General features: G+C 71.7%; 13 protein-coding genes. 3 read left to right on the plus strand and 10 right to left on the minus strand.

Annotation, left to right across the window (positions count from 1 at the left end; all coding sequences use genetic code 11):
* Window positions 1–3: 3 nt before the first annotated feature.
* The 3 genes from ABT070_RS13760 to ABT070_RS13770 are packed head-to-tail and all read right to left on the minus strand — an operon-like array spanning window position 4 to window position 2,872.
* On the minus strand, window positions 4–624 hold the full coding sequence (locus tag ABT070_RS13760; RefSeq protein WP_351759153.1) for a hypothetical protein: 621 nt from the start codon (window positions 622–624) through the stop codon (window positions 4–6).
* Window positions 621–2,183: a sensor histidine kinase gene (locus tag ABT070_RS13765; protein ID WP_351759156.1), complete on the minus strand. Its 1,563-nt coding sequence runs from the start codon at window positions 2,181–2,183 to the stop codon at window positions 621–623. Before ABT070_RS13765 ends, ABT070_RS13760 begins: the two co-directional genes overlap by 4 nt.
* Window positions 2,180–2,872, minus strand: a complete 693-nt coding sequence (locus ABT070_RS13770) for a response regulator transcription factor (protein ID WP_351759159.1) — start codon at window positions 2,870–2,872, stop codon at window positions 2,180–2,182. Before ABT070_RS13770 ends, ABT070_RS13765 begins: the two co-directional genes overlap by 4 nt.
* A 230-nt stretch (window positions 2,873–3,102) precedes the next feature.
* On the opposite strand from ABT070_RS13770, the gene ABT070_RS13775 reads away from it, so the two are divergent.
* Window positions 3,103–3,966: a DUF3152 domain-containing protein gene (locus ABT070_RS13775; RefSeq protein ID WP_351759161.1), complete on the plus strand. Its 864-nt coding sequence runs from the start codon at window positions 3,103–3,105 to the stop codon at window positions 3,964–3,966.
* 9 nt (window positions 3,967–3,975) lie between these two features.
* On the opposite strand, the gene ABT070_RS13780 is transcribed toward ABT070_RS13775, so the two are convergent.
* Genes ABT070_RS13780 through ABT070_RS13790 form a run of 3 tightly spaced genes read right to left on the minus strand, consistent with a single transcriptional unit; the run spans window position 3,976 to window position 7,033 of the window.
* Window positions 3,976–5,268 (minus strand): ABC transporter substrate-binding protein, encoded by a 1,293-nt coding sequence (locus ABT070_RS13780; protein WP_451099894.1) that lies wholly within the window; start codon window positions 5,266–5,268, stop codon window positions 3,976–3,978.
* Window positions 5,268–6,101: a carbohydrate ABC transporter permease gene (locus ABT070_RS13785; RefSeq protein WP_351759164.1), complete on the minus strand. Its 834-nt coding sequence runs from the start codon at window positions 6,099–6,101 to the stop codon at window positions 5,268–5,270. Before ABT070_RS13785 ends, ABT070_RS13780 begins: the two co-directional genes overlap by 1 nt.
* Entirely contained in the window at window positions 6,098–7,033 is a 936-nt protein-coding gene (locus ABT070_RS13790) for a carbohydrate ABC transporter permease (RefSeq protein WP_502990163.1), read from the minus strand. The genes ABT070_RS13785 and ABT070_RS13790 overlap by 4 nt, the downstream gene beginning before the upstream one ends.
* 176 nt (window positions 7,034–7,209) lie before the next feature.
* On the opposite strand from ABT070_RS13790, the gene ABT070_RS13795 reads away from it, so the two are divergent.
* Window positions 7,210–8,073, plus strand: a complete 864-nt coding sequence (locus ABT070_RS13795) for a phosphotransferase enzyme family protein (protein ID WP_351759171.1) — start codon at window positions 7,210–7,212, stop codon at window positions 8,071–8,073.
* A 100-nt stretch (window positions 8,074–8,173) separates the two neighbouring features.
* Here the strand turns inward: ABT070_RS13795 and ABT070_RS13800 are convergent, their stop codons facing one another.
* The 4 genes from ABT070_RS13800 to ABT070_RS13815 all read right to left on the minus strand — a co-directional run bounded on the left by ABT070_RS13800 (window position 8,174) and on the right by ABT070_RS13815 (window position 12,574).
* Window positions 8,174–8,896 (minus strand): 3'-5' exonuclease, encoded by a 723-nt coding sequence (locus ABT070_RS13800; RefSeq protein WP_351759173.1) that lies wholly within the window; start codon window positions 8,894–8,896, stop codon window positions 8,174–8,176.
* Between the two features lie 108 nt (window positions 8,897–9,004).
* Window positions 9,005–10,273, minus strand: a complete 1,269-nt coding sequence (locus tag ABT070_RS13805) for a DUF5919 domain-containing protein (protein WP_351759643.1) — start codon at window positions 10,271–10,273, stop codon at window positions 9,005–9,007.
* Window positions 10,274–10,344: 71 nt separating this feature from the next.
* Window positions 10,345–11,691 carry a copper amine oxidase gene (locus ABT070_RS13810; protein ID WP_351759175.1) on the minus strand — a complete coding sequence of 449 codons (1,347 nt, stop codon included), beginning with the start codon at window positions 11,689–11,691 and terminating at the stop codon, window positions 10,345–10,347.
* 76 nt (window positions 11,692–11,767) lie between these two features.
* Entirely contained in the window at window positions 11,768–12,574 is an 807-nt protein-coding gene (locus ABT070_RS13815; protein WP_351759178.1) for a Tat pathway signal sequence domain protein, read from the minus strand.
* A gap of 197 nt (window positions 12,575–12,771) precedes the next feature.
* On the opposite strand from ABT070_RS13815, the gene glgX reads away from it, so the two are divergent.
* Window positions 12,772–14,880, plus strand: coding sequence for a glycogen debranching protein GlgX (gene glgX / locus ABT070_RS13820; protein WP_351759181.1), 2,109 nt, complete (start codon window positions 12,772–12,774; stop codon window positions 14,878–14,880).
* Window positions 14,881–14,927 lie beyond the last annotated feature (47 nt).

Here is a 14,927-nt window from a genome sequence, read left to right on the forward strand (position 1 = left end):
GGGTCAGCCGGCGGGACAGCCTTCGTCGGATCCTTCGACGCTCCGGCCGAGCGCGTTCGTCACTTTCACGGTCACCGCACCGGTGCCGGTACCGGTGCCGCTGCCGACACCCGCGCCGGTGTCTGTGGTGCGTTGCGCCTCGGCTGCGGTACAGACCAGCTGCGCCATCGCGAGCTCTGTCAACTCCGCGCTGAAATCGTGCAGTTGGATCGACACCACACCGCTCCGCGCGTCCACGGAAACGGACACGGTGGCCGACGCCGGAGCCTCGGCGGCGAGACCGCCGGACGGGTCGGTGGCGGGAGGCATGCTCGCGACGGGGATCGGCGCGATCGTCGAGGCGGCCGTCGGCGGGGGCAGCAGCGTGGTCAGCCGCTTCGCCCGTTCCGCCTCCGTCGGACCCTCGAGCAGGCTCTTCACCGCCGACTCCGCGTCGACCGTGCCGACGGGCCTGCGGGGGACGGCGACCAGGGAACCGTTTTCGACGAAGTAGACCCGCACCATCGGCACGATCCCGTGCGCGGGTCCGCCCGCCTCCACCACACCGGTCGCCGGAATGCCGCAGGACACCAGCGCGCACAGCGCCGGGACGCACAGCAGCAAGGCTCGACGTACGGCCCTCACGCTCGCTCCTCCCCCATCGGTTCGCCCCGTGTCGACTCGCCCCGTGTCGACTCGCCCCGCGTCGACTCGTCCCGGCGCAGCGGGAGTTCCACGGTGAAGACGGCGCCGCCCTCCGGTCGGTTCGCCGCCCGGACGGTACCGCCGTGCATCCGGACGTTCTCCTCGGTGATCGCCAGCCCCAGTCCGCTGCCCTCGGTCCTGGACCGGGCGACGTCCGACTTGTAGAAGCGTTCGAAGACATGGGGCAGCACGCCGTCGGGGATGCCGGGCCCGCTGTCCAGCACCTCGATGACCACCCGCCGCCCGGTGCCGGGCCGCTCGCCGCCGCCCTCGCTCGTGACCTCGCGCAGGCTCAACCGCACCGGACGGGCGCCGTGCCGCAGGGCGTTGCCGACCAGGTTGGCGACGACGACGTCGAGGCGGCGCGGGTCGACGCGTCCGCGCAGCGCGTCCGGCTCGGGCAGGCGGGCCTGCACGGTGTCGGTCCAGCCCCGGGCGGCGAGGGTGCGCCGGAGGGACTCGGCGAGGTCGATCTCGTCCAGATGCAGCACGGCCGCGCCCGCGTCGAAGCGGGAGATCTCCATCAGGTCGTCGACGAGCCGGGTCAGCTTCACGGTCTCCTCGCTGATCAGCCGGACCGCGGTGGCCGTGTCGGGGTCGAGGCCGGCGGCGTCCTCGTCGAGGACGTCGGTGACGGCCGACATGGCGGCCAGCGGAGTGCGCAGTTCGTGCGAGACGTCCGCGGCGAAACGGCGGGCCCTGGCCTCCATGCCGCGCAGCTCGGCCACCGACTCCTCCAGGGCCGCGGCCGTCTCGTTGAACGTGTGGGACAGCTCGGCGAGTTCGTCGGAGCCGTCGACGGCGAGGCGGGTGTCCAGCCGGCCCTCGGCGATGCTGCGGGTGGCGTGGCGCAGCGCGCGTACCGGTCGCAGCACCCCGCGGGCGGCGAGCAGGGCGAGCAGGACGGCGAGCGCCAGGGCGGGGACGGCGGCCCGCTCCACGGCGGTCACCAGGGCGTCCACGTAGGCCTGTTCGGTGGCCTGCGGCACCGTCAGGAACACCTGGAGTCCGGTGAGGGGCCAGCTGCTCGACAGGGAGGAGGTGAAGGCGACCGACATGCCGACGACGAGTGCGGTGTGGTCCGCGCGGTTCACCCGCTGGAACACGGTGGCCGACCTCGAGTCGACCGCCTCGCGCAGGGCGGGCGTCAGTTCCTCGAAGGGGTCGCCGGGGACGGAGGTGGCCTCCAGACCGCGGTAGGCGACCAGTACGCGCCAGGCGCCCGACGGCTGGGCGTCGGCCACCTCGGTGGCGAACCGCCGCAGTTCGTCCCGGCCGGCCGGCAGGACGAGGGCGGGGGCGAGCCGTGTCACCTGGGTGCGCAGCAGTTCGATCACGGTGTCCTGGCTCTGCTGGAGCACTCCGGTGCGCGCCTCCCGGAAGGTGAGCGCGCCGGTGGTCGTGGCGGTGACGGCGGCGACCAGCGCGAACGCCACCACCAGCCGCACGCGCAGACCACGCAGCCGGTGCTTCCTGACGCGGGTCGCCAGGGGCCTCACCGGGAGGCGAACCGGTAGCCGAAGCCGCGCACGGTGTGGATGTGGCGGGGCTCGCGCGGGGGTTCGCCCAATTTGGCGCGCAGTCGTTTGACGCAGGCGTCCACCAGGCGCGCGTCGCCGTGGTAGCTGTGCTGCCAGACCGCTTCGAGGAGTTGCTGACGGCTGAACACCTGGCCGGGCGAGGCGGACAGGGTCAGCAGCAGTCGCAGTTCGGAGGGGGCGAGGGCGACCGGGGCCCCCTGCCAGGTGACCGAGAGCCCGGCCCGGTCGACGGTCAGGTCGCCGTAGGTGTCGATCTTCGGTATGCCGCCGTCGGCGGGCGCGCCTGCCGCCCGGCGCAGGACGGCGCGGATACGGGCCTGGAGCACCCGGGCCGGCACGGGCTTGACCACGTAGTCGTCGGCGCCGGCCTCGAGCCCGACAACGATGTCCTCGTCGTCGCCCCGCGCGGTCGCCATGATGATCGGCAGCGTCTGGTCCAGGTCACGCATCCTGCGGCAGACGTCCAGGCCGGTCATGCCGGGCAGCATCAGGTCCAGCACCACGACGTCGGGCCGGAAGGACCGCACCCGGTCCAGGCCGTCCTCCCCGGTCTCGGCGGCGGCGACCTCGTGGCCCTGACGGCGCAGCGCGAGGGCGACGCCGTCCCGCACGGCACGGTCGTCCTCGATCAGCAGAACTCGTGGCATGCGCTCAGTATCCGTACGCCGTCGGCCCGTTCGGAGCACTGTTACCGGATGATCACATGAAACGGAACCCAGGGAGTCGTTACCTTTTTGTTATCGTCTGGGCCAGATCCGATCACATGGCAATCACAATCTGACTGACCATGACCGCGCACAAAGAAACGCCTTCTCCCGTCCGTCGCCGTCGGAGCGGCCCGGCGCACGCTTCCGGCCGACGCGTAAGGAGGGGTTCGGTGTGGGGTGGGACGGCCGCGCTGGCCTTACTGGGCGCGGCCGGTTTCGCGGCCGTGGGCTGGACGTCCGCCGACGCGGGCGGGACTTCGGCGCAGGGCCGCGGCACCGCGTCCGCCGAGCCGGGCGGATCCGGGAGGTCCGGCCCCGCGTCCACCGGGCCGACGGCGGGCTCCGGGGCCGCCCACACCTCGGGCAGCCCGTCGGCCCCCTCGTCCGCCGGATCGTCCGGCGGTCCGTCGGGCAGCCCTTCGGCCGGAACCTCCGAAGGCACGCCGGACGGAACGTCCGAGTCGGACATCCCGGCCTCGGGACCGGGCACCTTCACCACCGCGTCCGGTTCGAGCGGCAAGGTGGGCAAGGGCACGGCCCTGCGCTACCGGGTCGACGTCGAGGACGGCCTCGACCTGTCCGCCACGGCCGTGGCCCGGCAGGTGGAGATCATCCTCGGCGACCGGCGCGGCTGGACGGCGGACGGCCGCTCGGCGTTCCAGCGCGTCTCCGGCGGCACCACCGACTTCGTCGTACGGGTCGCGACACCCGGCACCGTGGACAAGGTCTGCGGACAGTACGGGCTGGACACCGGCGGCGAGGTCAACTGCAACGTGGCCGACAACGTCATGGTCAACCTCAAGCGCTGGCTGCTGGCCACCCCCGTCTACGCCAAGGACGTCACCTCCTATCGGGCGCTGATCGTCAACCACGAGGTCGGCCACTTCCTCGGCCACGGCCACGTCGGCTGTCCCGGGCCGGGCAGGCCCGCCCCGGCGATGATGCAGCAGATCAAGGGCATGGACGGCTGTGTCCCCAACGTCTGGCCGTACGACGACCGGGGGCAGTTCGTCACCGGCCCCGCCGTTCCCTGAACCGGCCGTTCAGCGCTGGTAGCGGGCCAGGACCAGGTTGCCGTCCCGTTCGAGCCGCTCGCGCAGTTCACCGAGACCGATCGCCCCGTTGTAGTACTCCTGGAAGGCGGGGGTGGCGACCTTGTCCTTCCACTCGGCGTAGCCCCGGACGGACCGGGCGGGCGCCGGGCGCAGGTGCTCGGCGAGGGCGGTGCCGGTCGCCCAGTCGTCCTTCGCCGTGTGGAGGGCGGGATCGGCGAGGGCCTGGGTGCCGGTCGGCAGCATCCAGTCGCCCAGCGCGAGGCGCACCATGTTCTTCGGCCGGAGCAGGAAGTCGACGAACGCGGCCGCCTGCCTCTGGTGCGGGCTGTCCTCGGCGACGGACAGCGTCTGCGGGCTGACCCCCTGGGCGAGTCCGTCGGCGCCCGCCGGGGCGGGCAGCACCTGCCAGTCGAACCCCTCGGGCGCCTGCTGCACGATCTGCTGGCGGTAGGAGAAGCCGAGCGGGACCATCGCGTACCGGCCGCCGAAGAAACCCGGCAGGGTGTCCGAGCCGCCGCTGCCCAGCGTCGTGGGCGAGGCGCTGCGGTCGGTGCCGACCTGGTCGTGGACGGTGCGCGGTACGACCTCGTCGCCTGCCTCGAAGCGGACGGTGACCTTTCCGTCCGCTCCCCGGTGGAACAGCTGTCCGCCCGCCGACAGGGAGAGGTTGAGGGTGGCGGAGACGGGCTCCTTCAACGGCCAGGCCACCCCGTACCTGCCGTCGCCGCTGAGCCGCTCCGTGATCTGCCGGAACTCCGCCCAGCTCCAGGGGTGTTCGGGGGTCGGGATCCGTACGCCGGAGCGCTTCAGCCAGGTCGCGTTCGCGACGAGGACGCGCGGTTCCTGGAGGAACGGCACGCCGTAGACGCCGTCGCCGAAGGTGGTCGTCTCCCAACTGCGCTGCGGGATGTCCGACTTGAGGCGGGCGGGCAGCAGGTCGGTCAGGTCGGCGAGATAGCCGCCGTAGGCGAAGTCGGCGAGGTCGTCGGAGGCGTCGTGGATGATGTCGGGGGCCTCACCGCCCTCGAAGGAGGTGAGCAGCTGGTCGTGGACGCTCGACCAACTCCCCTGTATGTACTCGACCTTGACGTCGGTGTGTGTCGCGTTCCACTCCTTCACCAGTTCCTTGTTGACCTGGACGGACTCCTCCTGCCAGGCCAGGGACTGGAAGCGGAGGGTGACGGGGCCGTCGTCGCCCCCGCCCTCGGCGGTGCAGCCCGCGAGGAGCAGCAGGACGGCCACGATCAGCGCTCCGGTCCGCATCAGCGCTCCGGTCCGCATCAGCTCTTCACCGCCCCGGCGAGCATGCCGCCCGTGATCCGCCGCTGGACGAGCGCGAAGACGACCAGCGAGGGGAGGGTGGCGAGGAACGCGGCGGCGGCCAGGGGCCCCAGGTCGGCGACGCCCTCCGATCCGATGAAGTGGGTCAGGACGACCGGCAGGGTCTGTTTCTCCGGGGTCTTCAGCAGCACCAGCGCGAAGAAGAACTCGTTCCACGCCGTGACGAACGCGAACAGCCCCGTCGCCACGATCCCGGGAGCGAGCAGCGGCGCCGTCACCGAGAACAGCGTCCGCAGCCGCCCGGCGCCGTCGATCGCCGCCGCCTCCTCCAGTTCGACGGGGACGGCCCGGACGAATCCGACGAGCATCCACAGCGCGAACGGCAGCGCCCACACCACGTACACCAGCACCAGCCCCGGCACGGAGTCGATCAACCGCAGGTTCTTCAGCACCAGGAACAGCGGGATGATCACCAGCACGAACGGGAACGCCTGGCTGACCACCACCCATCCGGAAGCGGCCCTCGCGAGCCGGGTGCGCTGCCGGGCCATGACGTACGCCATCGGGGTGGCGAGGACCACGGCGATCACGGCGGCGCCCACCGCGGCGAGCAGGGAGTTGAACGCGGCGTGCAGCAGGGGCTGTTCGTCGAACGCCTGGCGGAAGTTGGCGAGGGTGGGGTGTTTCGGGATCCAGGTGGGGTGCAGGCTGCCCAGTTCGCGTGCGGGCTTGAACGCGACGGAGAGCAGCCAGAGGAAGGGGAAGGCGAGGAAGGCGAGGTAGCAGAACAGGGCCGCGTACTGTCCGGCCCGGGCCGCGGGGCGGGTCCTCACGCGTCGTCACCTCCCCTGATCCGGCCCACCAGGAACAGGGCCAGGAACACCGATATCACCGCGACCATCACACAGCCCATCGCCGCCGCGTACCCGAACTGGCCGTAGCGGAAGGCCTCTTCGTAGGCGAAGAGCATGGGCAGCCGGGTGCGGCCGCCGGGTCCGCCGTTGGTCAGCACATAGACCAGGGCGAAGGAGTTGAAGTTCCAGATGAAGTTGAGGGCCGTGACGGCGAGGGCGATGGGCCGCAGGGCGGGCCAGGTCACCGTCCAGAAGCGGCGCCAGGCGCCCGCGCCGTCCACCGCGGCCGCCTCGTGCAGTTCCCTCGGGGTGTTCTGGAGGCCGGCGAGAAGGGTGACCGTCGTCTGCGGCATGCCCGCCCACACGCCGACGACGATCACCGCGGGCAGGGCGGTCGCCGGCCCGCTGAGCCAGTCCCGCCCGTCACCGAGGCCCAGGTCGCGCAGGGTCTCGTTGAGGATGCCGGCGTCCGGGTTGTAGACGAGCCGCCACATGACGCCGACCACGACCTCGGGCATCGCCCAGGGGATGATCGCGAGGGCGCGGGCCAGCCGGCGCAGCCGCAGGTCCTGGTCGAGAAGCAGGGCGAGGCCGAGGGCGAGCAGGAACTGCGGGACGGTCACCCCGATCGCCCAGACCAGGCCGATGCGGAACGACTCCCAGAACAGCGTGTCGTGCAGCAGGTCGGAGAAGTTGAGGACGCCGATCCACCGGGTGGGCGCGGTGCGGCCCGACTGGGCGTCGGTGAACGCCAGCAGGATCCCGTAGAGCAGCGGGCCGACGCTCAGGGCCAGGATGGGGATCAGGGCGGGGAGGACCAGGAACCACGCGCCGCGGCCCGCGGTGGCGTGCGGCGGGCCGGTGCCGGACACGCGGCGCACGGGCCGTCTCCTCTCGGTCGCCGACGACACCGGATCGGCCCCCTTCCCGCGGCTGTGACGGGCTCCGCCATGGTCGTGAAGGTGCTGTACCCCGTCAAGAGACCATGCGCACGGCCTGAGCTGTGCGAATGCGACACTGGCCGTCGGATGGCCGGATCCCGACGCCGTCCGGCAGGGCCGGGCGGCGAACCACACGGAGGCGGACGATGGACGAGGCACGGGCGCGGGACGTACTCGCCGCGGCGGAGGTTCTGCCGGGCCCGGCGGCGGACGCGCGGCTCCTCGCCCTGGGCGAGAACGCGGTGTTCGCCGCCGGTGACCTGGTGGTGAAGGTGGGCCGGGACGCCGAGCTCCTCGACCGGGCCCGGCGCGAACTGGACGTCGCTGCCTGGCTGGCCGGGGCGGGCGTCCCGGCGGTGCGGGCCGCCGGGCCGGAGCCGCTGCTCGTCGAGGGCCATCCGGTGACCCTGTGGCACCGGCTGCCCGATCCCGTGCGTCCCGCGGGACCGCGGGATCTGGCCGAACTCCTGCGTCTCGTGCACGCCCTGCCCGCCCCGGGCTTCGGCCTGCCCCCGCGTGATCTGCTGTCGGGGGTCGAGCGCTGGCTGCGGCTCGCGGGCGACGCGATCGACCCGGCGGACGCGGCGTATCTGCGCGAGCGCCGCGACGGCTTCGCCACGGCCGCCGCCGCGCTCACCCCGCAGCTGCCGCCCGGCCCGATCCACGGCGACGCGCTGCCCCGCAATGTGCACATCGGGCCCGACGGCCCGGTCCTGGTCGACCTGGAGACCGTCTCCGCCGATCTGCGCGAGCACGATCTGGTGGTCATGGCGCTCTCCCGCGACCGGTACGGGCTGCCCGCCGAGGCCTACGACGCCTTCACCGAGACCTACGGCTGGGACGTGCGGGAGTGGGCGGGCTGCGCGGTCCTGCGGGGCGCCCGCGAGACCGCGAGCTGCGCCTGGGTCGCCCAGCACGCGCCCACCGACCCCAAGGCTCTGACCGAGTTCCGGCGCCGGGTGGCGTCGCTGCGGGACGGGGACGAGGCGGTGCGGTGGTATCCGTTCTGATCCGGGTGCTGCGGGCGTGGCGGGCCGCCGCCCGGACCGGGAAGGACGCCGACGGGTCCCCGTCCGACGGCCGGTGAAGGCGGCCGGGGTCGCGGGCGCGTCAGACGGCCCGCTCCGCCGGCTCCCGCACCGGCCAGGCGCCGTCTATCACCGCGTCCGCGTCCCCCTTGCGACGCAGGAAGCTCTGGAAGTCCGCCGCCCACTCGGCGTACCACTCGATCTGGCGGCGGTGCAGCTCCGCCGGGCCGAGGGCCGCGACCTTGGGGTGGCGGCCGGCTATCGCACAGGCGAGGCGGGCCGCCGCGAGGGCGTCGGCGGAGGCGTCGTGCGCGGAGTCGAGGAGGACGCCGTACTCGGCGCAGACCGCCTCGAGGTTGCGCTTGCCGCGCCGGTAGCGGTCGACCGAGCGGTCGATGGTGTACGGGTCGACGACCGGCGCCGGGTCCAGGCCGCCCAGCCGGTCGCGCAGGGAGGGCAGTCGGTGGCGCCGCAGTTCGGCGGAGAGCAGGGTCAGGTCGAAGGCCGCGTTGTAGGCGACGACCGGGACACCGGTGCGCCAGTACCCCGCGAGGACGTCGGCGATCGCGTCCGCGACCCGGTCGGCGGGGGCGCCTTCGCCGGTGGCCCGCTCGTTGCTGATCCCGTGCACCGCGACGGCGTCCGCCGGGATCTCCACGCCCGGGTCCGCCAGCCACTCGCGGTGTCCCAGGACCTGCCCGTCCCTCACCTCGATCACGGCTCCCGTGACGATGCGCGCCTCGCGCGGGTCCGTCCCGGTCGTCTCCAGGTCGAAGCCGACAAGCAGCTCCCGGTACCAGGCCATGGTGGCCCCCCTTCTTGGTGGTGCTTCCCCCAGTGGTCTCCACCCTCGCATGCGCCACTGACAACCGGAGGACCGCGTTCCGCTCACCCTCCGCCCGAAACTGACATGTCAGGACACCGGCCGTGAGTCCGCCCAGGCCAGCTCGAACTCCTCGCGGTAGGCCGAGAAGAGTCCGCCGTCGTCCACCTCGCCCGGCTTGACGACCCGGTTGCCGTTGCGCAGCACCAGCACCGGCGCCTCCATGCCGCGCATGCGCCGCAGATAGGACTGGATCACCGCGAGGCCGTCGGCGCCGTCGCCGTCCACCAGATAGGCGGTGAAGCGGGGCGTCTCGTCGTACACCTGGATCTGGAAGGCGCCCGGGTCGCGCAGCCGGGCGCGGACCCGGCGCATGTGCAGGATGTTCATCTCCACCGCCCGGCTCAACTCGCCGCGCTTCATCCCGAGTTCCCGCTCGCGGCGCTTGACCGAGCTGGAGGCCGGGTTGAGGAACAGCAGCCGCACGCGGGAGCCGGCCTCGGCGAGGCGGACCAGCCGGCGGCCGGAGAAGTTCTGTACGAGCAGGTTCAGGCCGATGCCGATGGCGTCGAGGCGGCGGGCGCCGTCGAAGATGTCCTCGGCCGGGAACTGGCGCAGCAGCCGCACCCGGTCGGAGTGGACGGCGACCACGTCCGCGTACCGGTCGCCGACGAGGTCCTCGACGGCGTCGACGGGCAGCCGGCGCGCCGAGGGCACGTCGCCGCTGGTGCCGAGCATCTCCAGCAGGCGCGCGGAGGCCCGCTCGGCCTGGCCCAGGACGGCCTCGGACAGGGCCCGGTTGCGGGAGACGACGTTGCGGGTCACCTCCAGCTCGTCCAGGGCGAGTTCGACGTCGCGGCGGTCGTCGAAGTACGGCTCGAAGCACGGCCAGTGCTGCACCATCAGCTCGCGCAGCTGCGGCAGCGTGAGGAAGGAGATGACGTTGTCGTCGGCCGGGTCCAGCAAGTAGCCCTTGCGGCGGCTGACTTCGCGTACGGCGACCGCGCGCTGCACCCACTCCTGGCCGGCGGGTCCGGCCGCGGCGACCACCCACTCGTCGCCGTGGACGGGTTCGTAGATGGGCCGCAGCACGGCGGCCACGACGGCGCGCAGCCGCTGTTCGACCAGGTTCAGCCAGATGTAGGCCCGGCCGGCCCGCTGGGCGCGGGTACGTACCTCGCGCCAGGCTTCGGCGTCCCAGTCCAGCTCCGGTCCGATGGCGTTCGTCTCCATCGGCCGGGCCAGGGACACCGTGCCGGGCGGGACGTCTGCGGAGCCCCCCTCGTGACCCTCGTCACCAGGGGGCAGCTCCAGCCCTCCCGAGCCCACCCGCGCACCGCCTTCCGCTCCCCCGAGCATCCCCGTCCCAACGATCAAGGAAGGGTACTCCGGGAGCGGCGGGCGGTGCAGCCGGATGGACAGGTCGTTTCTCAACTACCGCTGTTCGACTGTCCGTTCTGTCCAGCCAGTGCGGACGGAGTGAGCGGATTCATAGCGGTGACGTCCCTGGGGGCGAGCGAGAAGCCCTGCCAGTGGACCGGCATGGGCTGCTGGTCCTCGTCCCGGGCGATGTGGTGGAAGCCCACGTTCACCCAGGTCACGGGGTGGGTGAGGGTCTGTCCGTTCACCCATTTGTCGACCGAGGTGCCGTGCAGGGGGCTGCCGCAGTCGCGGAGGTTGTTGCTGGCGTACTGCTCGCACTGGTCGTACTGCGTGAAGTAGACGTCGTGCTGGGTGAACCGGCGCCCCGAGTACTTGGTGGTGGCGCCGGGGACGAGCTCGTAGGAGCGGGCGTGGCCGTCCTTGTTCTTGCCGGTCGCGCTGACCACGCGCCACCAGCGCATGTTCTGGGCGTCGCCCGCGAGTTCCTTGGTGACGGGGGTGCGGGTGGTCTTGTTGGTCGGGCCCTGCTGTCCGCCCGCGGGCGGGCTGACCACCGAGTCGTACTGCTCCACCTTGGTGGCCGAGGAGCCGTCGAGGCCGAAGTCGAGCCGCCAGAAGACGTTGTGGCTGTGGCTGGTGGCGTAGGACTTGGCGCCCTTGCCTATCGGCCAGCCTCGGCCGTCGCCGGCGTCGTAGTCGAAGGGCGAGAGGCTGCCGGTGGCGCCAACGTTCATGTTGATCGCGCCGTCGTCGGAGAAGCGCCACTCGGTGATGTACTCGTACCAGCCGACCTTGTTGACGGTGTAGATCAGCAGGTCCTTGCCCTGGGCCTGGAAGACCTTGTTGCCCGTGTCGGACTGCATGCGGTAGGCGTGACCGCGCGAACGGGTCGTGGTGCACAGGCCCTTGACGTTCGGGTTGTCGGAGAAGGACTCCGGCACCTTCACCGTCCTGATGGTTCCGCCGGGGCACTCGGCGGGAGCCATGTTGACCAGGCCCGAGCCGAAGTTGTAGTCGGTGATGTCGTTGTACTCGTTCTTGCCGTCGTCGTACGGCACGTGGATCTGGGCGATCTTGGCGCTGTTGAGGACCTTGATCGGCTTGGCCTCGCCGGGCGGCTGGTAGGAGATCTTCTCCAGGACCAGGCCGGACTTGGCCTCGAAGCGCCAGCACATGCGCCAGGTCGTGCCGGTGGTGAGCTTCTGTTCGATGCGGTAGGCGGCGCTGCAGTCGGCGGCGGCCGCGGGGGCCGCCTTCGGCTGGGCGGCGGCCGGACCGGCTCCGGCGGCCGCGCCGGCGGCCAGGGCGGCCACACAGAGGCCGACGGCCGCTCCTCTGCGGGCACGCCCGGTGCCCTGCGGCCGGAGGCCGCCGATCAGATTCGGAACACGCATGAGGACATGACTCCCTTTGCCTCCCGCTCCGGGAAGCAAGTCGGAAAACGGACGTGGAGGTGGGCCTGCTACGGATTCAGCCGGTGAGCCGGGCGACCTTGCGGGTGCTGAGGTCGATCACCAGGGACCGGGCGTCGATCCACGGGCCGTTCTTGACCTTCGGCAGCAGCCGTACGCAGCGGTGTTGCCCACAACTGTCGAGAACGGCGGGCTCGGCGCCCGGCACCGCCCGGTAGATCATGGCGGCGATCTGCAGCTGGTCCGGGGAGCTGAGCTCCTTGCCGGTGGCGTCCTTGAAGTCGGCCTTCAGGCCCGCGCCGAGCGGGTCGGCGATCAGCAGGCTCGCGGCCTCCGTCTGTTCGGCGGCGCTGAGCGGCGGCTGGACGCCGTGCCGGCTGCCGGTGCCCTCGACCTTGCCGGTGTCGAGGTTGACGGTCTTGGTGACGAGCGTGTCGTCCTTGTAGTCGTAGAACGACACCACCGCGCGCCGGGGCGCGTCGGGGTCGTCCACCTCGTCGGCCGCGGGCTCGGCGAGGTCCACGCCGAGGCGCTGCGGGCCGCGGTCGCCGTCCACGTCCTGACTCGCGTTGAACTGCTGCCGGTCGAGCGCGATCTTCTCGACGCGCGCGATCTCGTCGTCGGTCAGCGGGTCGCGGCCCTCGCCCTTCGCGCCCTCGGCGGGCACCGCCTCGACGACCCCGGGCTGTACCGCCGCCGTGTCCCCCGGCTGCTGTCCGGTGTTCTGCCCGCTCTTGCCGCCTCCTGAGTCGTCCGCCCCCGCCGTGCCCGGAAGGGTGATCCCCACCATCACGGCCGTCGCGGCCACCGCGATGGCCGTCCCCGCCACCACCTTGCCCAGGTGGCGGCGCACTGTCGTGCGCACAAATTCCCCCTACTCCCCCTGTTGCCCGGGAGTACGTGTCTGCCCCACTGGTTCGGCACAGGACGTGTGTCACCTGTCGTCCTGTGCACTGGTCGTTCGGTAAGAGGGGCGTAAGTCACAGGTGGTTCCCTCACTTTCCTGGAGACTCGACGTGAAGGCGCCCCCGACGGGGCGAGACACCTGAAAGAGTCGTGTCCATGCAGGTATGGCCTGGAGAGGCGTATCCACTCGGTGCCACGTACGACGGCGCCGGCACGAACTTCGCGGTCTTCACGGAGGCCGCGGACCGAGTAGAGCTGTGTCTGCTGCACGACGACGGCTCGGAGACGGCGGTGGAACTGCGCGAGAGCGACGCGTTCGTCCGGCACGCGTACCTGCCGGGCGTCATGCCCGGACAGCGGTACGGATTCCGGATGCACGGCCCCTACGAACCCGCGCGCGGGCAGCGCTGCAACTCGGCGAAGCTGCTGCTCGACCCCTACGCGAAGGCGATCAGCGGTTCGGTCCGATGGGGCGAGGAGGTGTACGGCTACCACTTCGACGCGCCCGAGCGGCGCAACGACCTCGATTCGGCGCCGCACACGATGACGTCGGTCGTGGTCAACCCCTACTTCGACTGGGGCGACGACCGCAGGCCGCGGACCGAGTACCACCACACGGTGATCTACGAGGCCCATGTGAAGGGCCTGACGATGCGCCACCCGGGGCTGCCGGAGGAGCTGCGCGGCACCTACGCGGCCCTGGCGCACCCGGCGATCATCGAGCATCTGACGGAACTCGGGGTGACGGCCCTGGAGCTGATGCCCGTGCACCAGTTCGTCAACGACCACCGGCTGGTCGACATGGGCCTGAACAACTACTGGGGCTACAACACGATCGGTTTCTTCGCCCCGCACAACGCCTACGCCTCCTGGGGCGACCGCGGTCAGCAGGTCCTGGAGTTCAAGTCGGCGGTGCGGGCGCTGCACGAGGCGGGGATCGAGGTCATCCTCGACGTGGTCTACAACCACACCGCCGAGGGCAACCACCTGGGCCCGACGCTGTCCTTCCGCGGCATCGACAACCAGTCGTACTACCGGCTGACGGACGACCCCCGCTACTACATGGACACCACGGGCACCGGCAACTCGCTGCTCATGCGGTCTCCGCACGTCCTTCAGATGATCATGGACTCGCTGCGGTACTGGGTGCTGGAGATGCACGTCGACGGGTTCCGTTTCGACCTCGCGGCGACCCTGGCCCGGCAGTTCCACGAGGTGGACCGGCTGTCGTCGTTCTTCGACCTGGTCCAGCAGGACCCGGTGGTGTCCCAGGTGAAGCTGATCGCGGAGCCGTGGGACGTGGGCGAGGGCGGCTACCAGGTGGGGAACTTCCCCCCGCTGTGGACCGAGTGGAACGGCAAGTACCGCGACACCGTGCGGGACGTGTGGCGGGGCGAGGCCCGCGCGGTCGGCGAGTTCGCCTCCCGGCTGACCGGCTCCTCCGACCTCTACCAGGACGACGGCCGCCGCCCGCTGGCCTCCATCAACTTCGTCACCTGCCACGACGGGTTCACCCTGCACGACCTGGTGTCCTACGACGACAAGCACAACCAGGCCAACGGGGAGGACAACCGGGACGGCGAGAGCCACAACCGGTCCTGGAACTGCGGCGCGGAGGGCGCGACCGAGGACCCCGGGGTCCTGGCGCTGCGGGCCCGGCAGATGCGGAACTTCCTCGCCACGCTGATGCTGTCCCAGGGCGTGCCCATGATCAGCCACGGGGACGAGTTCGGGCGCACTCAGAAGGGCAACAACAACGCCTACTGCCAGGACAGCGAGCTGGCCTGGGTCCAGTGGCCCGAGGAGGGCAGCGAGCTGCTGGACTTCACGCGCGCGCTGGTGTGGCTGCGCAAGGAGCATCCCGTCTTCCGGCGGCGCCGCTTCTTCCACGGCCGGCCGGTGGAGGGCACGCACGACGAGCTGTCGGACATCGCCTGGTTCACCCCCGAGGGCAACGAGATGGCGCCGCGGGACTGGGACCGGGCGCAGGCGTCCGCGCTGTCGGTGTTCCTCAACGGCAACGCGATCTCCGAGCCGGGCGCGCGCGGCGAACGGATCACCGACGACTCCTTCCTGCTGATGTTCAACGCCTCCGCCAGGCCGATGGAGTTCGTGGTGCCGGTCGACCACGGACGGCAGTGGCAGGTGGTCGTGGACACCGGGAACCCGGAGACGCCGGCGCCGGACGCGGGCCCCAAGGTGCAGGCCGGGGCCCGGCTGACACTGGTGGACCGGAGCATGACGGTGCTCCAGCGGCCGACCTAGCGGATCCGTGGCGGGCGCGGGGCGCGACCCGCCCGGAGGAGGGTGTG

Origin of the sequence: Streptomyces sp. NPDC002884 (assembly GCF_040295245.1) — a bacterium.
Classification (GTDB): Bacteria; Actinomycetota; Actinomycetes; order Streptomycetales; family Streptomycetaceae; genus Streptomyces.